This window comes from Streptomyces sp. NPDC029151 (assembly GCF_055564315.1).
On record NZ_JBVHWQ010000019.1, the window covers coordinates 21,772 to 38,941 of the forward strand.

A 17,170-nucleotide genomic window follows, 5' to 3' on the forward strand; every position below is an offset into this window, starting at 1 on the left:
TTCGCCACCAGCACCAAAGCTGACGGAGCCTATGCCTGGGTGGGGTCGATCGCGAAGCGTTCTGGGTGGGCGGTGCGGACGTAGTGAATCGCGGTGTAGGAGGTTATCCCGAACAAGCGCATCAGCCTGACAGGGTCAGCGGTCTCCTGCGCTTCGGCCAGGAACCGGTCCTGTCGGAGCTGGGTGAAGTTGATGCCGATGCGGTCGCGGAGCGACTTGAAGTTGGAAATGACCACGGACGGGCGGTCGATGTGCAGTGCGGTGAGAGGGCTGACGATCAGGGTAGGGGTTGGTGCTCAGTGGCCATCTGCGATGACGTTCGGTCATCCAGTCCTTGACGAGTTGCAGGGCAAAGTCGTCAAGGCAGGTCTCGTGATCGAGCCGATTTGGCCTGCGGATTCGTAGTCGTCCTGCGGACCGGTCGAGGTCGTCGAGGAGGATTTCGGCGACTTGCTTGGGACGAACCGCGTAGACGGCCATCAGGACGAGAGCGAGTCTGTCTTTGGCGCCGCCGGCCTGGTTCAGCAGTCCTTTGAGCCGGTCGGACGGAATAGGTCGGGGGACCCTGACCGGGGTGGTGAGATGCACGTTCCTGGCTGGATCGCGGAAGATTCGGCGCTCGCGTCGTCGACGGCATCGCTCTGTGCGGCGGCCCGCCTCTGGAGTATCTGGACATCGGCCAGACAACGGTCCTCGGCCTCGACCAAGCCCAGTGCGTGCCGTCCTCCGCTTGCCCAGTCAGCAGCGTCAGACGGCGGCGACTTCCTGAATCCTGCATGACATCGCAAGTTACTGGCCGCACGCGCAGAATCTGCCAGTTACTGCGAACACCTCACACGCACAGATGAAGCTAGCGCCGCGTCACTGCGCGGCACCCGAGGCACCTCGCGGCGGCGGCGCTTCTTCCTCGGGCGCGGCATCACCTGCTCCAGGCGCCGGGCAGCCGATCGGGGCGGTACGGGTAGCGGGGGCCGGGACGCTGCGGGCGAGGCCGGCCGATCCGGCGGCGGTTGCTAGGTCGTCAAGTCGCGGAATCCTGGCCCCGTGTAGCGTGATCTGCCTATTCGAACGGGCGGGGGGAACGATGGTCGACGCTGTGCGCGTGATGGAGGCGCTGGCCGAGCAGGGCGTCACGGTGCTCTTCAAGGCAGATGCGGAACGCATGCGTGATGGAGTCAGGCCGTGGACCTTCGTCGCGAACGGTGCCCCCTTCCATGAGGACCTGCTCGTGCGCACTGATGCGGCCTCTGTGGAGGCCTGTCTGAAGATCTGTCTGCCTCAGCTGCGTGACCGAGGACTGCTCATGCCTGAGTGAAGTACGGCTCGGTCGGCCGATCTATGCAGCAGCGGCGTCTGTCGCTTGGGGTGAGGCCGGAAAGGCCATAGGTGGTCCGGAGCAGGGGTTCAGAGACCGCGGGCGTCGGCGAGGCCGGCGGCCTGGTCGACCATGCGGATCGGGACGCGGCCTGTGCCGTGCGCGTCGTTGAAGGAGGGCACGGAGTCGACGTCGTCGCCGAACTTGCGGCGGATTGCGTCCAGGAGCACGGCGGCCGCGCCTGCTTCCAGGCCGCTGTCGCCGCGGGCCTCGATCCGGATGGCCCCGAGCATGCAGCGGGCGCCGTCCTCGTCGACCAGGGCGTCCTTGCACCAGCCGCCGGTGAGGAGCCGGTGGTGAGCGCGCTGCAGAAGGGCCGCGACCGGGGTCGGGTACAGCTCCGGCAGCGGGGCGGGCCCGGTGTCAATGGGGACGGTGACGACGTCGGCCAGGTCCACGGGCTCGCTGTCGATGTGCCGGCTTCCCAAGAGACCGTCCCACCTGCCGGCGCGAAGAGGACGCGGCGTCAGCTCTGCGGCTGCGGGGAGCACCCGCCGATCCGGAGGCTGTCAGCGGCTGGGGGCCATCCCGCACGCGCGGGGAGCAGTCGCCGGGCATGGCCACGGAGTAACCGGTCACGGAACCATCCCTGCGGGCGCCGGGACCGGGCTTTGAAGGCCGGGCCGGCGGTCTGTCTTCTCTATGGCACGTGAGGACACCTCTCCCGTCGGACGTAGCCCCCAGCAACGCCGGTGCTGACCGAGTTCCAGAAGGGCTCGGACTCGCGGAAGTGCCCACCCGCCGTGTGCCACTGGACTCCAGGGTTAGGCCGTTTCCTTAGGATCACCTCGCCGACCAGATGAAGATGGCGGCGAGGTGGAGTCCGGCGAGGTAGATGGTGGCGGTCTTGTCGTATCGAGTGGCCAGGCCGCGCCACTGCTTGAGCTTGTTGATGCACCGCTCGACCGTGTTGCGCTGCTTGTAGGCCTCGCGGTCGAAGGCTGGTGCGGCCACCGGTGCGGCCTCGCCTCTTGCGCTTGGCGGCCTGGTCGGCAGGCTGCGGGATCACCGCCCGGATTCCGCGTCGGCGGAAGTGGGTGCGGATCGCGCGGGATGAGTAGGCCTTGTCGGCCAGGACCACCTCTGGTGTGGTCCTGGGGCGGCCGATCCGCCGCGGCACCCGCAGGTTGGCCATCACCTCGGGGAAGGCGGGTGCGTCGCCGGCCTGGCCGGGGGTGAGGACGAAGGCGAGTGGCCGACAGCGGTTGTCCGCGGCGAGGTGGATCTTGGTGGTCAGCCCGCCGCGGGACCGTCCGAGGGCATGGTGGGCCGGCTCGCCCGCCGGGGCCCCCTTTGACGGGCCCCGGCGGCGTGCTGGTGAGCGCGGACGATCGTGGAGTCGACTGCGACGATCCACTCGAGATCGTCCTCGGCGTCGGCCTGGGCGAGCAGGGCGGTGAAGACCTTTTCCCAGGTCCCGTCGGTGGCCCACTTCCGCAGCCGGTTGTGGGCGCCTTTCCACGAGCCGAAGTGCTCAGGCAGGTCCATCCACGGCGTGCCGGTGCGGTACTTGAACGCGATCGCGTCGATCACCTGCCGGTGATCACGCCACCGTCCACCCCGCTTCGGTGTCCGGTCCGGCAGCAACGGCTCAATCCTCGCCCACTGGGCGTCAGTCAGCCAGCCCTCGCGCACGCCGCGCGGCATCGCGCGGGACAGGGCGACGGTCGGCCCGTTGAGCCTGCCGAGCACCTGGCGCAGCTGTTCGGCTTCGAGGTAGCCGTCGCCGTCGAGTACGACCATCTCGGCGAACTGGCGGGCCCCGGCGGGGAGCGAGCGGAGGTAGCGCTCGGCGCGGTCGACGGTCCAGTCGAGTCCCCGGCGTGGGAGCCGCTCTAGAAGCGGCCCCGGACACCGAAGTTGTAAGCGGAGAAGAGGGGGAACTGCGCAAGCAACGCCGACGCCTCCCCCCATCGCCCCCTCCGCGCCCCGTCGCCAGGACCACGTCTGGCGCTTGAGCATCTTGATCCGGTTGACGTGTCGGCATCCACTCGGTCGGGCTGCTCGCCGCTGTCTCCCGGCCACCGTGCAGCGTCTGCTGGGCAAGACGGTCGGCCGGCTCGCCGCCGACCGCGCCCGCGTTCGCAGTTCACGAGCCGGCGGTCAGCTTGACACCCCCTGAGTGATTCACGTGTTCGTCGGGCCGACACTGCCCGGCTGCGAGCCGCAGCTTGCCGCCCCGGACGTACGGGGGGCGGGCAACGGCGGGCGTCGCAGCTCAAGCGACGCCTTGCGGTCCGTGCAATGGTGCTAACCGGGCACCGCTCATGAGGGCGTTCCCTTATCCCTGAATCCGTGCGGATTTTACGGCACTGCTCAGTATGTTGCGCTCGGCTGGGGTAAATGGGGGGTTCCCGAGTGGCGGGCGGAGGGGGCCGAGGAGGGCTGTCAGCAGCACGCTTGGTTTGGCGAGTGTGGTGGGCGGGGCCTGAAGAGCGAGTACGTCGGTCAGGGCCGTGGCGGCGTGGAAGGAGCCTGTTGCGGTCCGGGACAGGCGACCGACGTAGCGATGCAGGAGGCGATCGGTGACGGTGGGGCCCTTGCCCTGCGTAGTCGGGAAGTGGATGTCCTGCCCGGTGGCGAGGGCCCATGCGCTGTCGATGGGGCGGGCGATGGCGCGCTGGGCGCGGCGGGCGAGCCCCGGGGCAAGGCCGTGGGAGAGCAGGTCGCGCAGTGCGACGGCGCCCTGTGCCGCCACTGATATTCCTTGCGCGTACACCGGGTTGAAGACCGCGACCGAGTCGCCCAGTGCCATGAAGCCTTCTGGCCAGCGGGCAAGTCCTTCGTAGTGGTAGCGCCGGTTGGTTGTGCTGTGAGTGATGCTGACATCGGTGAGCGGTTCGGCGTGCGCGAGGAGATCGGCCAGAACGGGATGGCGCAACGTGCGTGCAAAGGATTCGAAGGCGTCCGCATCACGGGTCGGTTGCCCGCCAGGGGCGCCCATCAGGCTGACGTGCCAGCGATCACCCTCGATCGGGAGGATGGCCCCTGCGCTGCCGGGCTGGGGCAGACGCGGGTCGGCTTGCACACCGACCATGGGCCAGTTGTGGGTGGGGACGGGAGCGCGATAGATGCGGCTGGCGTAGGCCAGTCCGGAGTCGATCTCGTCCTGGGTAAGTCCGGTGATGCCCAGCCTGACGAGCCACTGGGGCGTGCGGGTGGACCGTCCGGTGGCGTCGATGACCAGGTCGGCGCGCAGCTCGTCTTCTGCACCGTCGCCGGTGCGGAGGCGTACGCCTGTCACAATGCGGCTGTCGCCGAGCAGTCCGACGACTCTGGTGTGGGTGCGCACACCAACCCGGGGGTCTTTGAGGACCTGTTCGCGGATGACGAAGTCGGTCAGGTCCCGGCTCGCGGTGATCACATAGTGGGTGCTGCGCTGCCAGCGCCGGTACCAGCCCTCAGGAGAGCAGATGACCATGTTGGTGGTCACCGGTATGCGGTGTCCGCCGGCGGCCAGAAGGAGGTCGATGCTGCCGGGAAGGAGACTTTCGATCGCCTCAGCGCCGCCGGTCTGCAGCATGTGAATGTGAACGGCCTGGGGAACACCCGTGCGCGGCTCGGGTCCCCCGGGCAGATCGTGCGCCTCGACGATCTCGACGGTATCGACATGGTCCTTGACGGCGGCTGCGGCCAGCATGCCGGCCATGCTGCCCCCGATAACGACTGCACGGATGGGCTCACGGCGAGAGGCTTCACTCATGACGGGCTGCTTTCTTCAGGGCACCAATGTGATTCAGAATGCCCGGCAGTACGGGCGAGGTGAGCGCACGAGACAGGGGAACCAGGTCATGCACGCGTCGTGCTGGTATGCGTGTCACGTCCTGCGGTTGTTCGGGGTCGGTGCGCTGCTCGTCGCGCGCGACGAGGATCATGACAGCCTCAGCGGTGACCGCGGCGCAGGACTCGTCGTCACCGTTGCGAAGTGCTGCTCGGCATGCGGCCTCGCGGACGTCCGGGTCGCAGTACGGGGTCAGCGCGAGGATGGCGTCGTAGAGTGCAGTCTTGCGCCCGGTGAGGAGTACGGCCGGCGGGGTCCGCCACCACGGCAGCGGGGCGCGGATCGCACCAGGAGTAGGCACATGCTGTAAGGCCCGCCACAGCGGAGAGAGCTGCCACAACTGCTTCACGACCCGAGCCGTCTCTGCCGCACGGGGGCCTGCGAGAGGAAGAGCAAACCCGATGGCGCCGAGCACGGCGACCGGGGCGGCAAAGCGGACCGAGACCTTGTCGACGAGGAAATCAAGGTCGTGGCCCACCCACCGGGCAGCGACTGCTACCAGCCTGATGACGTCGTAACACACGATGGCCAGGTAGGCGGGGGCGAGGATGCGCAGTTCCGGTCTGGCTTCTTCCAGCTCCCGCACCAAGCGGGCGACAACTTCGGCATCACTGCTGTCCAAGGTGATGCGCACTCCGCTCCGGGACACTGTGATCGCTGGCGCATCCGACCGGGTGGAACGCCAAGCGGTGCAGGCCAGGGCGAAATTCGCCAGCCGGAAACCAGAGTCCAGTACCAGCTGCACCACCTCGAGTGCGCCGCCCATATCACCCGCACCAGGTACGGCGGCGGGCCAGGTGAGCCCCGCGTGACGGCGTATCTCGGGCTTTTCTTCAAGCCACCGTTCGAACGACCGCAACACATCGTCAGCACTGTCACCGCGGGCGATCCGGACCGACAAGACGTTCTCCGGCACAGCCTCTCCCCTCTCCGGCCCCTTGTTCACGCAAGCGGTCTTCACACTATTGCGACACGCTTGTCGACCGCACAACTCCAGCACATCGCACCAGTGGACGGAGGAGCCGAGGCTTTGTTTGCGGCTGATCGAGGGTGCCTTTCGGCGGCGTACGGCCTGGAGCTCCGACCTTGTCATCCCGCCGGAGCCCTGCACACGGCCACCCTGCTGCTGGCCGCCCGTCACGCCGGCCTTTCGGTACTCGCCCTCGCCCTCGTCGGTGTCGTGCCTTGGCCGGTCGCCGCACTGCTGACCGCCGTGGTCACGCCCGGCCGGATCGGGCATGGAGCAGCGGATGCCGCAGAGGCGGAGAGGACGGCTAAGGGTTCGGATTCCCGAACCTCCGGTTCGGGGGCGGGCACGATCGATCGCCAGGCACGGTTCGCCCAGGATGGGGCCATGACCGAGATGACGACGGATACCGCCACGGCAGCCGCCGCCCGGGCGGAAGACCTGCACCGGCAGTACGGACGCGGCACTGCCGCCGTGCGGGCGTTGCGCGGGGTGTCGGTGTCCCTCGCGCCCGGGACGTTCACGGCGGTGATGGGACCGTCTGGCAGTGGCAAGACCACCTTGCTGCACTGCCTCGCCGGGATGGACCGGCCCACTCGGGGCTCGGTCTGGTGGGGCGGTACCGAGGTGTCCCGGCTCCCCGAGCGGCGTCTGGCACAACTGCGGCGCAGCCGGGTCGGGTTCGTGTTCCAGGCGTTCAACCTCATGCCGGCGATGACGGTGGCGCAGAACGTCGAGCTTCCCGGCCGACTGGCCGGTAAGCGGCCGGACCATGGACAGGTGCTGGACGCGCTCGCCCGGGTGGGACTGGCAGGGCGTGAGCGTCACCGGCCGGGCCAGCTCTCCGGCGGCCAACAGCAAAGGGTGGCGATAGCCAGGGCGTTGGTCTCCCGCCCCCAGGTGCTCTTCGCCGACGAGCCGACCGGCGCGCTGGACCGGGCCACCGGCCACGAGATCCTCGCCCTGCTCCGCTCCGGGGTGGACCGGGATGGCGGGACGTGCGTGATGGTGACCCACGATCCGGTCGCCGCCGGGTATGCGGACCGGGTCCTGCTGCTCGCCGACGGTGTGCTGGTGGACGAGTTCGACCGGCCCACCGCCGCCCGGGTCGTCGAGCGTTTGAGCCGGCTGGGTGGGGGAGCACGGTGATCCTCATTGCTCTCGGGCAGATGCGCCGACGTCCGGCCGCCTTCGTCGGGCTGGCGGTCGCGCTCTTCCTCGCCGTGGCCACAGTCACCCTGTTCGGCTCGCTGTTCGCCGCCGATGTCACCACCCTCGATGCCGCCCGTGACGCGGCCACCGGACCCGGCCTGATGGTGATCGCCGGCGCCTTCGGTGAGATCGCGGTGCTGGTCGCGTTCTTCGTCGTGGTCAACGCCCTGGGCTTCGCTCTGCGGCAGCAGCACCGCGAGCTGGCCCTGCTGCGCACCATCGCGGCGACGCCCCGTCAGGCGCGGCGGCTGGTGCGCGGGCAGGTGGTAGCGACCGCCTTGCTGGTGGCGGGGCCAGGCTGGGTCGTGGGCGCGGTGGCGGCCCGTCGTTTCCTCTCCGAGCTGCAGGGGCGGCAGATGGCGGCGCCAGGCGCGCTGGTGCCGGCGACACCGGTACCGATGCTGGTCGCACTGGCCGCCGTGCTCGCCGTCGGCCTGATGGCCTCGTCCGTCGCGGCCCGCAGGATCTCCCGCATCGCGCCCGCGGCCGCCCTCACCGCGAGTTCGACCGAGCACGCGCGCGGGGGCGCCCCCCGCCTGCTCGCCGGAACCGGCGCCCTGGTGGGCGGCGGCCTGCTGTTGCGGCTGTCCGCGACGCAGCCTCCGGATCAGGCGGACCAGGCGGGGCAGGCGGCGTTGCTCGGCTCGCTGGTGCTGCTGATCGCGGTCGCCCTGTTGGGACCGCCGGCGGCCCGCGCCCTGGCGGCCGTGCTGGGCGTGCCGGTACGTGCGGTGGCACCCTGTGCGGGATGGCTGGCCGACGCCAACCTGCGCGGGTACGCTCGACGGCTGTCGTCCGCGGTGGTGCCGGTGACTCTGCTCGTGGGCCTGTCGGGGACCATGTTGATCATGACAAGTACCGCCGAGCGCGCCGCGAGCATGACGGCGACGAGCGTCACGTCCGACACGGACGTCTGGCTGCGCCAGGCCGAGCTGGCGATGCTGGTCTGCTTCGCCGCGGTCTCCACCGTCAACACCCTGGTCGCCGTGACCGCCGAGCGCCGCCGTGAGTTCGCGCTGCTGCGGCTGGTGGGCGCGACACGGGTGCAGTTGCTGCGCATGTTGACCGTGGAGGCGGTGCTGACCGCGGCGCTGGGGGTCCTGCTCGGTGCGGCGGTCGCGGGCGCCGCGTCGGCGGCGTTCAGCGTGGCGGTGACCGGTTCGGCGATGCCCTCGGTGCCGGTGGCCATCTGCTGGTGGATCGTCGTCGGCGCGGGGGTGCTGACCGTCCCGGGCATCCTGGTCACGGGCCTGAGGGCGGTCCGTGGACCGGCTGCTGAGCTGGTGGGCGGCGGCCGTGACTGAAGGCACCGGCGGACCGGCGGCCGGTGGTGCGATCCGCGCGCAGACGTCCGCCCGGACGGGGCTTCGTGCCGTGGCGTGCGGTCAGCCCGACGGCTCCGCGCAGCCCGCTGGGGAGGGGCCGGCCACTGCGCCGGGACCGGGGATGGCAGAGCGACGACGATACCGCTCGGTCCGGGGCGGTGAATGGCTGTTCGCCGCCCTCGGGCTGCCGCTCGCGCTGCTCGGCGCCGGTTACGCCCTCGCCGTGCTGTACGCGGGGGCGCTGTTCTCGCTCACCGTGCTCGGTCTGCCGTTCGTGGTCGTCGCGCTGCTGGGCACGCGCGGCTTCGGCACGCTGCACCGGCGGCTGGTCGGCCGGTTGCTCGACGAGCGTGTGGAGGCGCCTGCTGGGCTGTACCTCCCGGCAGGCCTCGTCGCCCGCGGCCGCGTCGTGTTGACCGACCCGGTCGCCTGGCGGACCTTGCTCTATCTCGTGCTGCGGTTGCCACTCGGCGTCCTCGGGTTCGGCGCCGCGGTGGTGCTTCCCCTCGGCTGCGGCTGGCTGATCGGCTTTCCGCTCTGGGTCCGGCTGCTGCAGCCGGCCTCACGGTCGTTCAGCTGGCTGGATGCCGGCTCCAGCGTGCTGGGGCTGGCTTTGCTGTCCGCGGTGCCTGGCGCGATCCGGGCCTCAAGCGGAGCCAACCGGCGGCTCGCCCGGCTGCTGCTCGGCCCGGCGGGTGCCCAGCGGCGAGTCAGGGAACTGGAGACCGCCCGTGCCACCCTCCTCGCGGAGAACACCGACCAGCTGCGCCGCCTGGAGCGTGATCTGCACGATGGCACCCAGGCCCGGCTGGTCGCCCTGGCCATCACGCTCTCGCTCGCCGACGACGCGCTCGCTGCGGGCTCCGGCTCCGGCCCGGACCTCGGGCGCCTGCGCACCCTGGTGAACCGAGCCCGCGGCCAGACCGACGACACCATCGCCGAACTACGGCGGCTGACCCGGGGAATTCATCCGGCGGCGCTTGACGGCGGCCTGAGCGAGGCGTTGCCGGGGCTCACCGCCACATCGCCGGTACCCGTCACGGTCCGTCTGGACCTGCGGGAACGACTGGAACCAGCGATCGAGAGGGCGGTCTACTTCTGTGCCGCCGAGCTGCTCACCAATGTCGCGAAGCACAGCGGTGCCCGCTCGGCCGAACTCGTGGCGAGCGTGACCGGGGGCCGGGTTCGGCTGGTCGTCCGGGACGACGGCCGCGGCGGCGCGGCCGTGGGCGCCGGCACGGGCTTGGCCGGTCTGGCCGAGCGGCTCGCGGCGGTGGACGGTGTCCTGCGGGTGGACAGCCCGCGCGGTGGGCCCACCGTTGTCACCGCCGAGCTGCCGAAGCGGCTGTGACAGACCTCAACTCCCGTTCTCGGCGAGGTAGGCCAGGACGGCCTTCACCCGCCGGTTGTCGGCGGCCGTCGCCCAGAGGCCGAACTTGGTGAAGACGGCGGCGACGTGTTTCTCCACGGCCCGCTCGGACACCACCAGCAGCGCGGCGATGGAACGGTTGGAGTGGCCCTGCGCCATCAGCTCCAACACTTCGCGTTCCCGCGGCGTCAGAGTGTCCACTCGGCTGCGCTGACCGGCACGCATCAGCTGGTTGACCACCTCCGGGTCGAGTGCGGTACCTCCGTCGGCGACCCGGTGCAACGCGTCCACGAACTCGGAGGTGCGGGCGACGCGTTCCTTCAGCAGATATCCGATGCCCGACGCGCCGTCCGCCAGCAGCCTGGACGCCCAGGTGGCCTCCACGTGCTGCGAGAAGACCAGAATGCCGACCTCCGGCACCCTCTGCCGGATCTCAACGGCGGCGTGGATGCCCTCGTCGGTGTGTGTGGGCGGCATCCGGACGTCCACCACGGCCACCTGGGGCCGGTGCCGGACCACCGCGGCGAGCAGCTCGGGCGCCGTCCCCGCGGTGGCCACCACCTCGCATCCGCGGGCGGCGAGCAACTCGACCATCCCGTCCCGGAGAACGACGGAGTCCTCGGCCAGTACCACGCGCAGCTGTCTGTTGGTCACAACATCATTATCGGACCCAGCCGAGGGCCACCGGGACGGCGGCATCGCTCATGGACGACTCCCTGTCGATCACCGTTCCGGAACGCTGCGGCTGCAGCCGCAGCCGCGGCTCGAGCCGGCTCACTGCCGAACGCGTCCGCCAGCCGCGTACACCACCGGGCAGTCGGGCGGGCACGCCCTTGTCCCGGCAAGGGCCTGGTGCGTCACAACTCCGGCTTCCGTCGTTCCGCCTGCGTGACGGTGTCTGGCTCGATGCACGCCTCCATGTACGCCCTATGTGCGGCTTTGCGTACGCGAGGGCAGCATAATCAGTTCCAGCGCATGCAGGCCCGTAACGGCGTCGGCGCACCGTTGATCGCTTAAGGGCTGGCCCGCGAGAGGCCGGCCAAGGCCGATGGCAGAAAGCTGCTCCACCCGCTCCGGCGACAGGGACGCAGCTCTGCCGTTGTTGGGGCGGCAGGCGCTGTTTTCGTGGCCGACGCCGTGCCGGGCGGCGCTGATGATGTGCCGGCAGGCCTGGCGCATCTCCTCCCGGGAGCTGACCCTGCTGGCCCGCGCCTGCGGGGATGGTCCCCCTCTCGCTGACATGGCTGGACTCGAACGGAGCATGGGTCGGGAAGCAGCGCTCCGGAGCCACCTGTCGCCGGAGCGGTGGAGCAGCTCTCCGCCATCGGCATGCGATGGGCATAGCTCAGACGTACTGCGTATCCCAGAACGCTGGTATAGCGTGCGGAGTGCGTACAAAGGATGGCCTCGGCCCAGCCCCTCCACGACCGGTGCCCTCAGCACTCGGTCGGCCAGCACGGCGAAGGGTCTGGTTCTCGGCCTGCCCGGACCGCTGCGAGGCACGCGGATGCGGGACATCACCGTCTCGAAGGCGGGTGCGTCACCGGCTTGGCCCGCAGTGACGGTGATCGGCGGCCAGGTGGATCTTCGTGCTCAGGCCGCCACGGGAGCGTCCGAGTTGGCGGGCTCGCTGGAGCAGGTCGCCCCTTTTTTACGTGCCCCGGCGGCGTGCTGGTGGGCCCGGACGACCGTGGAGTCCACTGAACCGTCCAGTCGATATCGTCGTCCGCGTCCGCCGCTGCCAGGACGGCGGCGAGGATCTTCTCCCAGGTTCCGTCGACGGCCCACCTGATCAGCCGTTTATGGGCGGTCTGGAACGGGCCAAGCTCGTCGGGCAGGTCCCGCCAGGGCGAGTTGGTGCGGTACTTCCAGGCGATGGCCTCAAGGGTGTGGCGGTGGTCGGCCCATCGTCGCCCGCGGACCGGATCGGCCGGCATCAGCGGCTCGATCCGGCCCCACATCGCATCAGTGATCACTAATGGGACAGGCACACCCGATCAACTGATCAACCCACCAAAGAGACACGCGCTAGGCCCGCGTCGACGAGCCGCTCCGACCGGGTAAGGCAGGCATCGCGGTGCTCCTCGGCCGCCTGGCGCAGCGGCGCGACCCTGATCCAGCGGCGGGAAACCGGCTTGCTCGGCGTCGGCGTGCGCCTGGGCGTCGTTCGCCTGCTCCCACCCGGCGTGGCTGGCGGCTGCGGTCCCGGCCGCCTCGCGCGCCGTGCCTTTTCAGCCGTTCGGGCTGCGGCCAGTGCCGTGGCCGATACCTGTTCGGTGTGCCGTGCCTCCTGGGCCAGCAGTTCCAGCGCGCTGCGGCGCCGCGCGGCAGCCGCGTCCAGGGCGTGCAGTGCCTGCGCCAGCCCGCGTTCGGCCAGGCGGATGTCCTGAGCGGACCGATTGCTGGTCTCCTGCAGCGCCTGGCGAAGGCCTTGCCACCTCTCGCGGGCCTGTTCCCACCCGGCGGGGGAGGGGAACCGGTCCCGCTCCATCGAGGCGGCGTTCACCCGGGCGTGAGCACGCGCGGTCTCCTCGCGTGCCTGGTGCAATGCCCTCTGCACCTGGTCGAGTTGCTGCTCCAGGTCGGATACGTGCCGGAGCCGGCGCGTTCGCGGGCACTTCGCCCGATGAACCGCGCCTGATAGCCGGCCGGTGCAGCCGCGGTCGCCACCGCGATCGTGACCTGATCGCCCGCCGACGGGTCCAGGGGAATCGACCGCAGCAGCTGGTGGACCCGCTCGGGGGAGATCCGACCCTGCGCGTCGGGCCGAAGTAAGTCCGCCAGACTCGCCCCCGACGCCGCCACAGCTCCAGGTCGGAGGGTCATATCCCCTGCCACCGCCTGTCCGTCGGCACGGACCAGCACATCCAGCAGGCCACTGACCAACAGAGCACCTTCGAGGCGATCTCTGGCCTCGTCCGACAGGTGTCCGGCAAAGTCCACCAGCGCTCACAACGGGGTGCCGTCCACGGGCTGCCGGCTGCGCCACAGGGGTGCTGGTGGAACCGGCGCCGACTGCTGGGCCCGCTCCAGCTGCTGCTCCAGGTCACGGACCGTTTCCTGCGCCAGTCCTGCCGCTTGGTCGGCGGTGTCCACGGCACGCTGGAGTCGGCTGGCGGCCGCTGCGTGCGCCCGCTCCAGGGATACCTGGATCTGCGCCACTGTCTGCGTGGCGTCGACCGTGGCCCCGTCCCGGCCAGCTCCGGCACCATGCCGATGTTGATCAGCGCCGCGTTATGCCGCCACACGCCGACCAGGCCCTGCCACTACTCCCGAGCCGCCCTAGCCGCCGACTCGGCCTCATCTGCTGCTTCCTACCCCTGCGCGACGGCGGCCTCCGCCTGCGCGACCTGCCGCCGGTGCGTCTCCTGGTGTTGCTCCCGAGCCTCTTGCTCGGCCACGTCCTGCTCCCGGGCCTCCTCCTGTGCCTCGCGCAACGCCTGCGCGGCTTGCCCGGCCGCGCCGAGTTCCTGCTCCCACAGCGTGCGTGCCTGCTCCCATGCCTCGGCCGCCCACTCGGCCACCGCACGGTCCGCAGTCGCCTGCCGGTGGTGCCCTGCTGCGTCGATCCTCGCCCGCGCCTCGCCGGCGACCTGAGCGAGCCCTGCTGTCAGCTTCCCTACTGGCAACCGCCTCCCGTCGCCGCGACCGTCCCGCACGAGCCGTTCGAGGGGGGGAGCGCAATTGCGCCGCCGCGTCCGCCCACCGCCGCATCTCGTCCAGCAACGTGTCCTCGGCCTGCGCCCGCGTCCTGCCTGTCTGGTCGGCCGTGGCCCGGTCCATCTCCTCGATCCTTCGGCCTCACGCAGATCGGCCGCCGCCGCGACTTCCAGTCCCTGCGCCGTCGCATGGTCCCCGAGCGCGGCTTCTACCTTCCGTAACTGGGAGAGCCGGGTGTCCACCCATGCCAGCGGCCCGCGCACGCCCCGTCGACCACACCTGTGGCCACTGCCGCAGCCTCAGCCGCCACCAGCCGCTCGTCGAGGGCAAACAGTCCCTCCAGGGCCGCATCCGCGCCCAGCCGGCCCCCAACCACCCTCAGCGGCCCGGACACCGCCGACACGGCGCCCTGCGCCGACCGGTCGCCGTCCGCCGGCTCCCGGGCGGCGCGCTCAGCCCGGGAAGCCTCGCTACCGGCCTCGTCCGACCGTTTGGCCGCTGTGCGGGCAGCAGCGGCCAGTTCAACCGCCCGCTGCTCACGCTGCGGAAGGACCGCGCCCGCGTGCCCACGCAGTATCTCCTCCGCCGCGTTCTTCCGCCCCTCCAACTCCCCGATTTCGGCCCGCGTCCCGGCCAGCAGCTCTACGGCTTCGGCTTCCCGCGTCTGGGCCTGCTGCGCCTCCTCACTCGCCTGGCGCTCACGCCTGGTCTGAGCGTCGAACCCGGTGTTTGCCGCGATCAGTGAGGTCGCCTCGACCACCGCCACTGCCTCCACATACCGGCGATACGTCCGCTCCGCGCCCTGCAGCAGCTTCTCTTCCGCCCGTGCACGCTCCCAACTGGTCCTCGAGCTCGGAGATCCGCTCCATTGCCTGAGCGATCACCGTCAGCCGCTCGCTGTCCAGCGCAGGCAATGCGCTGGATAGCAGCAGGCCCATCTCGGCCGCGGAGATCCCCTCCGTGGTGCGCACACTGCGCAGGCTCCGCAGCACCCCCGCCAGCGCGTCGAGCTGCACCTCGTCCAGCGGGGCGAACATCTCCTCGCGCACCGCCCGCCGGTAGTCGTGCTCGTCCCCGACCACCCGCAGATGCTCCGACAACCGAGCCTGGTTCGACGCCGCAGACGAAGCGCTGGAGGTGAAGGCCTGCCCCTGACAGGCAGCCAACTGCGCTGCGAGGTCACCGATCCGCACTGGCTCCCAGTCCACCTGCAGCCGCAGCTGCTCCCCGACCCGCCCCCGGGCCAGGAAGAAAACCCGGTGCACCGCCTTGCCGACTGCCCTCAGCCGCAACCCGGTCGTCACATACTCCGCAGCCCCGCCATCGGCGCGCCGCCCGTACTCCAGCCACCCCCCCGGTGCGTGGTCTGCGACACATCCGCGTCCAACAGCACCGTGACCAGCATCGATGCCGACAAGGACTCCCCTGATCCGTTCGGCCCGCGAGTGTCAACCACCCGTCGGGGAAGAGCAGCTCCTCCTCAGCCCAGGCGCAGGAGTTCACCACCCCGGCCCGCGTGGGCTGCCACCTGCCTTCCGCGACCGGCACCCCCAGCCCGACGCCACCGGCCCCGACGGGTTCATTCCCAGCGATCTTCACGCGTCCACCTCACCCGACTCGACACCGGACGCCCCACCTGGCTCCGGCCCCGCCGTGCCGCGGGCTGCATGGACTACCCGCACCCGCGTCAAGGAAGAGGTACCCCAGGGGTCGCCCGGGCTCTGCGACCGTCTCCACGAAGTTCGTGTAGGCGATCTCATAGCTCTTCCGGAACCAGCCCGCGTCGGCTGCGACGACGAACGAGACCCATTTGGCGGCGCTTTGCTCTGTCGCCCGCCAGGGCGCATGACGGACGAGAGTTTGTACACAGCGTCGAGCAGCTCGACTACGCAGCTCTCAGCAGGCGGGGCCCACGGATTGGTCTGGTAGGTAGGCCGCTCGTTCGTCTGTGGTGAGATCGCGGTACAAGTGTTGGCAGATTGTCTGTATTGCGGTGTTGGGATTGAGTAGGACCGAGTCCCACAGCCGTACGGTCTTGTCGGAGCTGCCGGTGGCGAGGGTGCCTTGGTCGGGGCTGAACGCCACTGCCAGCACCCAATTGGTGTGGCCGGTGAAGGTGGTGAGGGCCCGGCCTGTGGCTACGTCCCAGAGTCGTGCGGTCTTGTCGAAGCTGCCGGTGGCGAGGGTGTGTCCGTCGGGGCTGAACGCCACGGATTGCACCCTATCTGTGTGGTCGGTCAGGACGGTGCGGGTCTTGCCTGTGGTGACGTCCCAGAGTCGTGCGGTCTTGTCGAAGCTGCCGGTGGCGAGGGTGTGTCCGTCCGGGCTGAACGCGACGGAGGTGACTACGTCTGTGTGGCCTGTGAGCGTGATGCGGGTCTTTCCGCTCGCCACGTCCCACAGCCGGATGGTGTTGTCGTTCATGCCCATTGCGAGGGTGTGTCCGTCGGGACTGAATGCCACCGATCTCGCCGAAAAGCCAGCCCCTTGGCTGACCGCGATTGCCTTGCGGAGGCGGCCGGTGGCGACGTCCCATAGTCGTACCGTCTGGTCATAACTGCTGGTGGCGAGGGTGTCTCCCCCGGGGCTGAACGCCACTGCCCATACAGGATCTCTGTGGCCTTTGAGGATGGTGCGGGTCTTACCGGTGGTCATGTCCCATAGCCGTATCCTTCCGTCGGCGCTGCCAGTGGCGAGGGTCCGTCCGTCCGGGCTGAACTTTATCGCCCAAACCTCATCTGCATAGCCGGCGAGTGTGGTGCGGGTCTTGCCGGTGGTCAGGTCCCACAGGCGCACGGTTTTGTCGTCGCTTGCGGTGGCGAGGGTGTGTCCGTCCGGACTAAACGCCAGCGATTCGACCGGGCCTATGTGGCCATTTAGGGTGGTGCGCGTCTTGGAGGCGGGTCTGGCCAGGTCCCACAGGCGCACGGTTTTGTCGTCGCTTGCGGTGGCGAGGGTGTGTCCGTCCGGGCTGAACGCCACGGCTTCTACCTCGCCCGTGTGGCCGGTGAGTGTGGTGCGGGTCTTGCCCGTGGCGACGTCCCACAATCGTACGGTCTCGTCTTCGCTGCCGCTGGCGAGGGTGCGTCCGTCCGGACTAAAGGCCACCGCCCAAGCTGAATCCGTGTGGCCGGTGAGTGTGATGAACTTGCCAGTGGCCAGGTTCCACAATCGGACTGTCTGATCAGTGCTGCCGGTGGCGAGGGTGCGCCCGTCCGGGCTGAACTTTACGGCCCAAACCTCATCTGTGTGGCCGGTGAGTGTGGTGCGGGTTTTGCCGGTGGCGCCGTCCCACAGTCGTGCGGTGTGGTCCTTGCTGGCGGTGGCGAGGGTGCGTCCGTCGGGGCTGAACGCCACCGAGTACACCCAGTCGTGGTGGCCGGTTAGTGTGGTGCGGGTTTTGCCGGTGGCGCCGTCCCACAGTCGTGCGGTGTGGTCCTTGCTGGCGGTGGCGAGGGTGCGTCCGTCGGGGCTGAACGCC

Annotated in this window: 15 protein-coding genes and 2 pseudogenes; 4 read left to right on the top strand and 13 right to left on the bottom strand. The window is 70.0% G+C overall.

Features of this window, described 5'->3' with window-relative positions; all coding sequences use genetic code 11:
- Window positions 1-29 precede the first annotated feature (29 nt).
- Window positions 30-236 carry a hypothetical protein gene (locus tag ACZ4VF_RS37375; RefSeq protein ID WP_467931645.1) on the bottom strand — a complete coding sequence of 69 codons (207 nt, stop codon included), beginning with the start codon at window positions 234-236 and terminating at the stop codon, window positions 30-32.
- Between the two features lie 869 nt (window positions 237-1,105).
- On the opposite strand from ACZ4VF_RS37375, the gene ACZ4VF_RS37380 reads away from it, so the two are divergent.
- Window positions 1,106-1,315 (top strand): hypothetical protein, encoded by a 210-nt coding sequence (locus ACZ4VF_RS37380; protein WP_467931669.1) that lies wholly within the window; start codon window positions 1,106-1,108, stop codon window positions 1,313-1,315.
- Window positions 1,316-1,404: 89 nt separating this feature from the next.
- Here ACZ4VF_RS37380 and ACZ4VF_RS37385 read toward each other — a convergent pair whose 3' ends face one another.
- From ACZ4VF_RS37385 to ACZ4VF_RS37400, 4 genes and pseudogenes are all read right to left on the bottom strand, one after another.
- Entirely contained in the window at window positions 1,405-1,803 is a 399-nt protein-coding gene (locus ACZ4VF_RS37385) for a DUF6197 family protein (RefSeq protein ID WP_467931646.1), read from the bottom strand.
- A gap of 355 nt (window positions 1,804-2,158) precedes the next feature.
- A pseudogene (locus tag ACZ4VF_RS37390) lies at window positions 2,159-3,010 on the bottom strand (IS5 family transposase).
- 646 nt (window positions 3,011-3,656) lie between these two features.
- Window positions 3,657-5,078: an NAD(P)/FAD-dependent oxidoreductase gene (locus ACZ4VF_RS37395; protein WP_467931647.1), complete on the bottom strand. Its 1,422-nt coding sequence runs from the start codon at window positions 5,076-5,078 to the stop codon at window positions 3,657-3,659.
- Window positions 5,071-6,396 (bottom strand): effector-associated constant component EACC1, encoded by a 1,326-nt coding sequence (locus ACZ4VF_RS37400; protein WP_467931648.1) that lies wholly within the window; start codon window positions 6,394-6,396, stop codon window positions 5,071-5,073. Before ACZ4VF_RS37400 ends, ACZ4VF_RS37395 begins: the two co-directional genes overlap by 8 nt.
- Before the next feature lie 114 nt (window positions 6,397-6,510).
- Here ACZ4VF_RS37400 and ACZ4VF_RS37405 point away from each other — a divergent pair, with 114 nt between their 5' ends.
- The 3 genes from ACZ4VF_RS37405 to ACZ4VF_RS37415 are packed head-to-tail and all read left to right on the top strand — an operon-like array spanning window position 6,511 to window position 10,011.
- On the top strand, window positions 6,511-7,272 hold the full coding sequence (locus ACZ4VF_RS37405; protein ID WP_467931650.1) for an ABC transporter ATP-binding protein: 762 nt from the start codon (window positions 6,511-6,513) through the stop codon (window positions 7,270-7,272).
- Window positions 7,269-8,639 carry an FtsX-like permease family protein gene (locus ACZ4VF_RS37410; protein WP_467931651.1) on the top strand — a complete coding sequence of 457 codons (1,371 nt, stop codon included), beginning with the start codon at window positions 7,269-7,271 and terminating at the stop codon, window positions 8,637-8,639. The genes ACZ4VF_RS37405 and ACZ4VF_RS37410 overlap by 4 nt, the downstream gene beginning before the upstream one ends.
- Window positions 8,599-10,011 (top strand): sensor histidine kinase, encoded by a 1,413-nt coding sequence (locus ACZ4VF_RS37415; protein WP_467931652.1) that lies wholly within the window; start codon window positions 8,599-8,601, stop codon window positions 10,009-10,011. The genes ACZ4VF_RS37410 and ACZ4VF_RS37415 overlap by 41 nt, the downstream gene beginning before the upstream one ends.
- A gap of 6 nt (window positions 10,012-10,017) precedes the next feature.
- Here ACZ4VF_RS37415 and ACZ4VF_RS37420 read toward each other — a convergent pair whose 3' ends face one another.
- The 8 genes and pseudogenes from ACZ4VF_RS37420 to ACZ4VF_RS37455 form a co-directional block, all read right to left on the bottom strand.
- Window positions 10,018-10,662 (bottom strand): LuxR C-terminal-related transcriptional regulator, encoded by a 645-nt coding sequence (locus ACZ4VF_RS37420; RefSeq protein WP_467931670.1) that lies wholly within the window; start codon window positions 10,660-10,662, stop codon window positions 10,018-10,020.
- An 810-nt stretch (window positions 10,663-11,472) separates the two neighbouring features.
- Window positions 11,473-12,020: pseudogene (locus ACZ4VF_RS37425) on the bottom strand (IS5 family transposase); the annotation flags it as partial.
- A 14-nt stretch (window positions 12,021-12,034) separates the two neighbouring features.
- On the bottom strand, window positions 12,035-12,577 hold the full coding sequence (locus ACZ4VF_RS37430; protein WP_467931654.1) for a hypothetical protein: 543 nt from the start codon (window positions 12,575-12,577) through the stop codon (window positions 12,035-12,037).
- A 401-nt stretch (window positions 12,578-12,978) separates the two neighbouring features.
- Window positions 12,979-13,191 carry a hypothetical protein gene (locus tag ACZ4VF_RS37435; RefSeq protein ID WP_467931655.1) on the bottom strand — a complete coding sequence of 71 codons (213 nt, stop codon included), beginning with the start codon at window positions 13,189-13,191 and terminating at the stop codon, window positions 12,979-12,981.
- A 152-nt stretch (window positions 13,192-13,343) separates the two neighbouring features.
- A complete protein-coding gene (locus tag ACZ4VF_RS37440; RefSeq protein WP_467931657.1) occupies window positions 13,344-13,658 on the bottom strand; it encodes a hypothetical protein in 315 nt (104 codons plus the stop codon).
- A 239-nt stretch (window positions 13,659-13,897) separates the two neighbouring features.
- Window positions 13,898-14,449 carry a hypothetical protein gene (locus ACZ4VF_RS37445; RefSeq protein WP_467931658.1) on the bottom strand — a complete coding sequence of 184 codons (552 nt, stop codon included), beginning with the start codon at window positions 14,447-14,449 and terminating at the stop codon, window positions 13,898-13,900.
- Window positions 14,388-14,993 carry a hypothetical protein gene (locus tag ACZ4VF_RS37450; protein ID WP_467931659.1) on the bottom strand — a complete coding sequence of 202 codons (606 nt, stop codon included), beginning with the start codon at window positions 14,991-14,993 and terminating at the stop codon, window positions 14,388-14,390. Before ACZ4VF_RS37450 ends, ACZ4VF_RS37445 begins: the two co-directional genes overlap by 62 nt.
- A gap of 592 nt (window positions 14,994-15,585) precedes the next feature.
- Window positions 15,586-17,170: WD40 repeat domain-containing protein (locus tag ACZ4VF_RS37455; RefSeq protein WP_467931661.1), on the bottom strand; the 1,585-nt coding region annotated here is incomplete at its 5' end.

Coding starts and splice junctions, on each gene's coding strand:
- ACZ4VF_RS37400 (WP_467931648.1), bottom strand. CDS start 6,396: ATGCCCGATCCGGCCGGGCGTGACCACGGCGGTCAGCAGTGCGGCGAC.
- ACZ4VF_RS37405 (WP_467931650.1), top strand. CDS start 6,511: ATGACCGAGATGACGACGGATACCGCCACGGCAGCCGCCGCCCGGGCG.
- ACZ4VF_RS37380 (WP_467931669.1), top strand. CDS start 1,106: ATGGAGGCGCTGGCCGAGCAGGGCGTCACGGTGCTCTTCAAGGCAGAT.
- ACZ4VF_RS37395 (WP_467931647.1), bottom strand. CDS start 5,078: ATGAGTGAAGCCTCTCGCCGTGAGCCCATCCGTGCAGTCGTTATCGGG.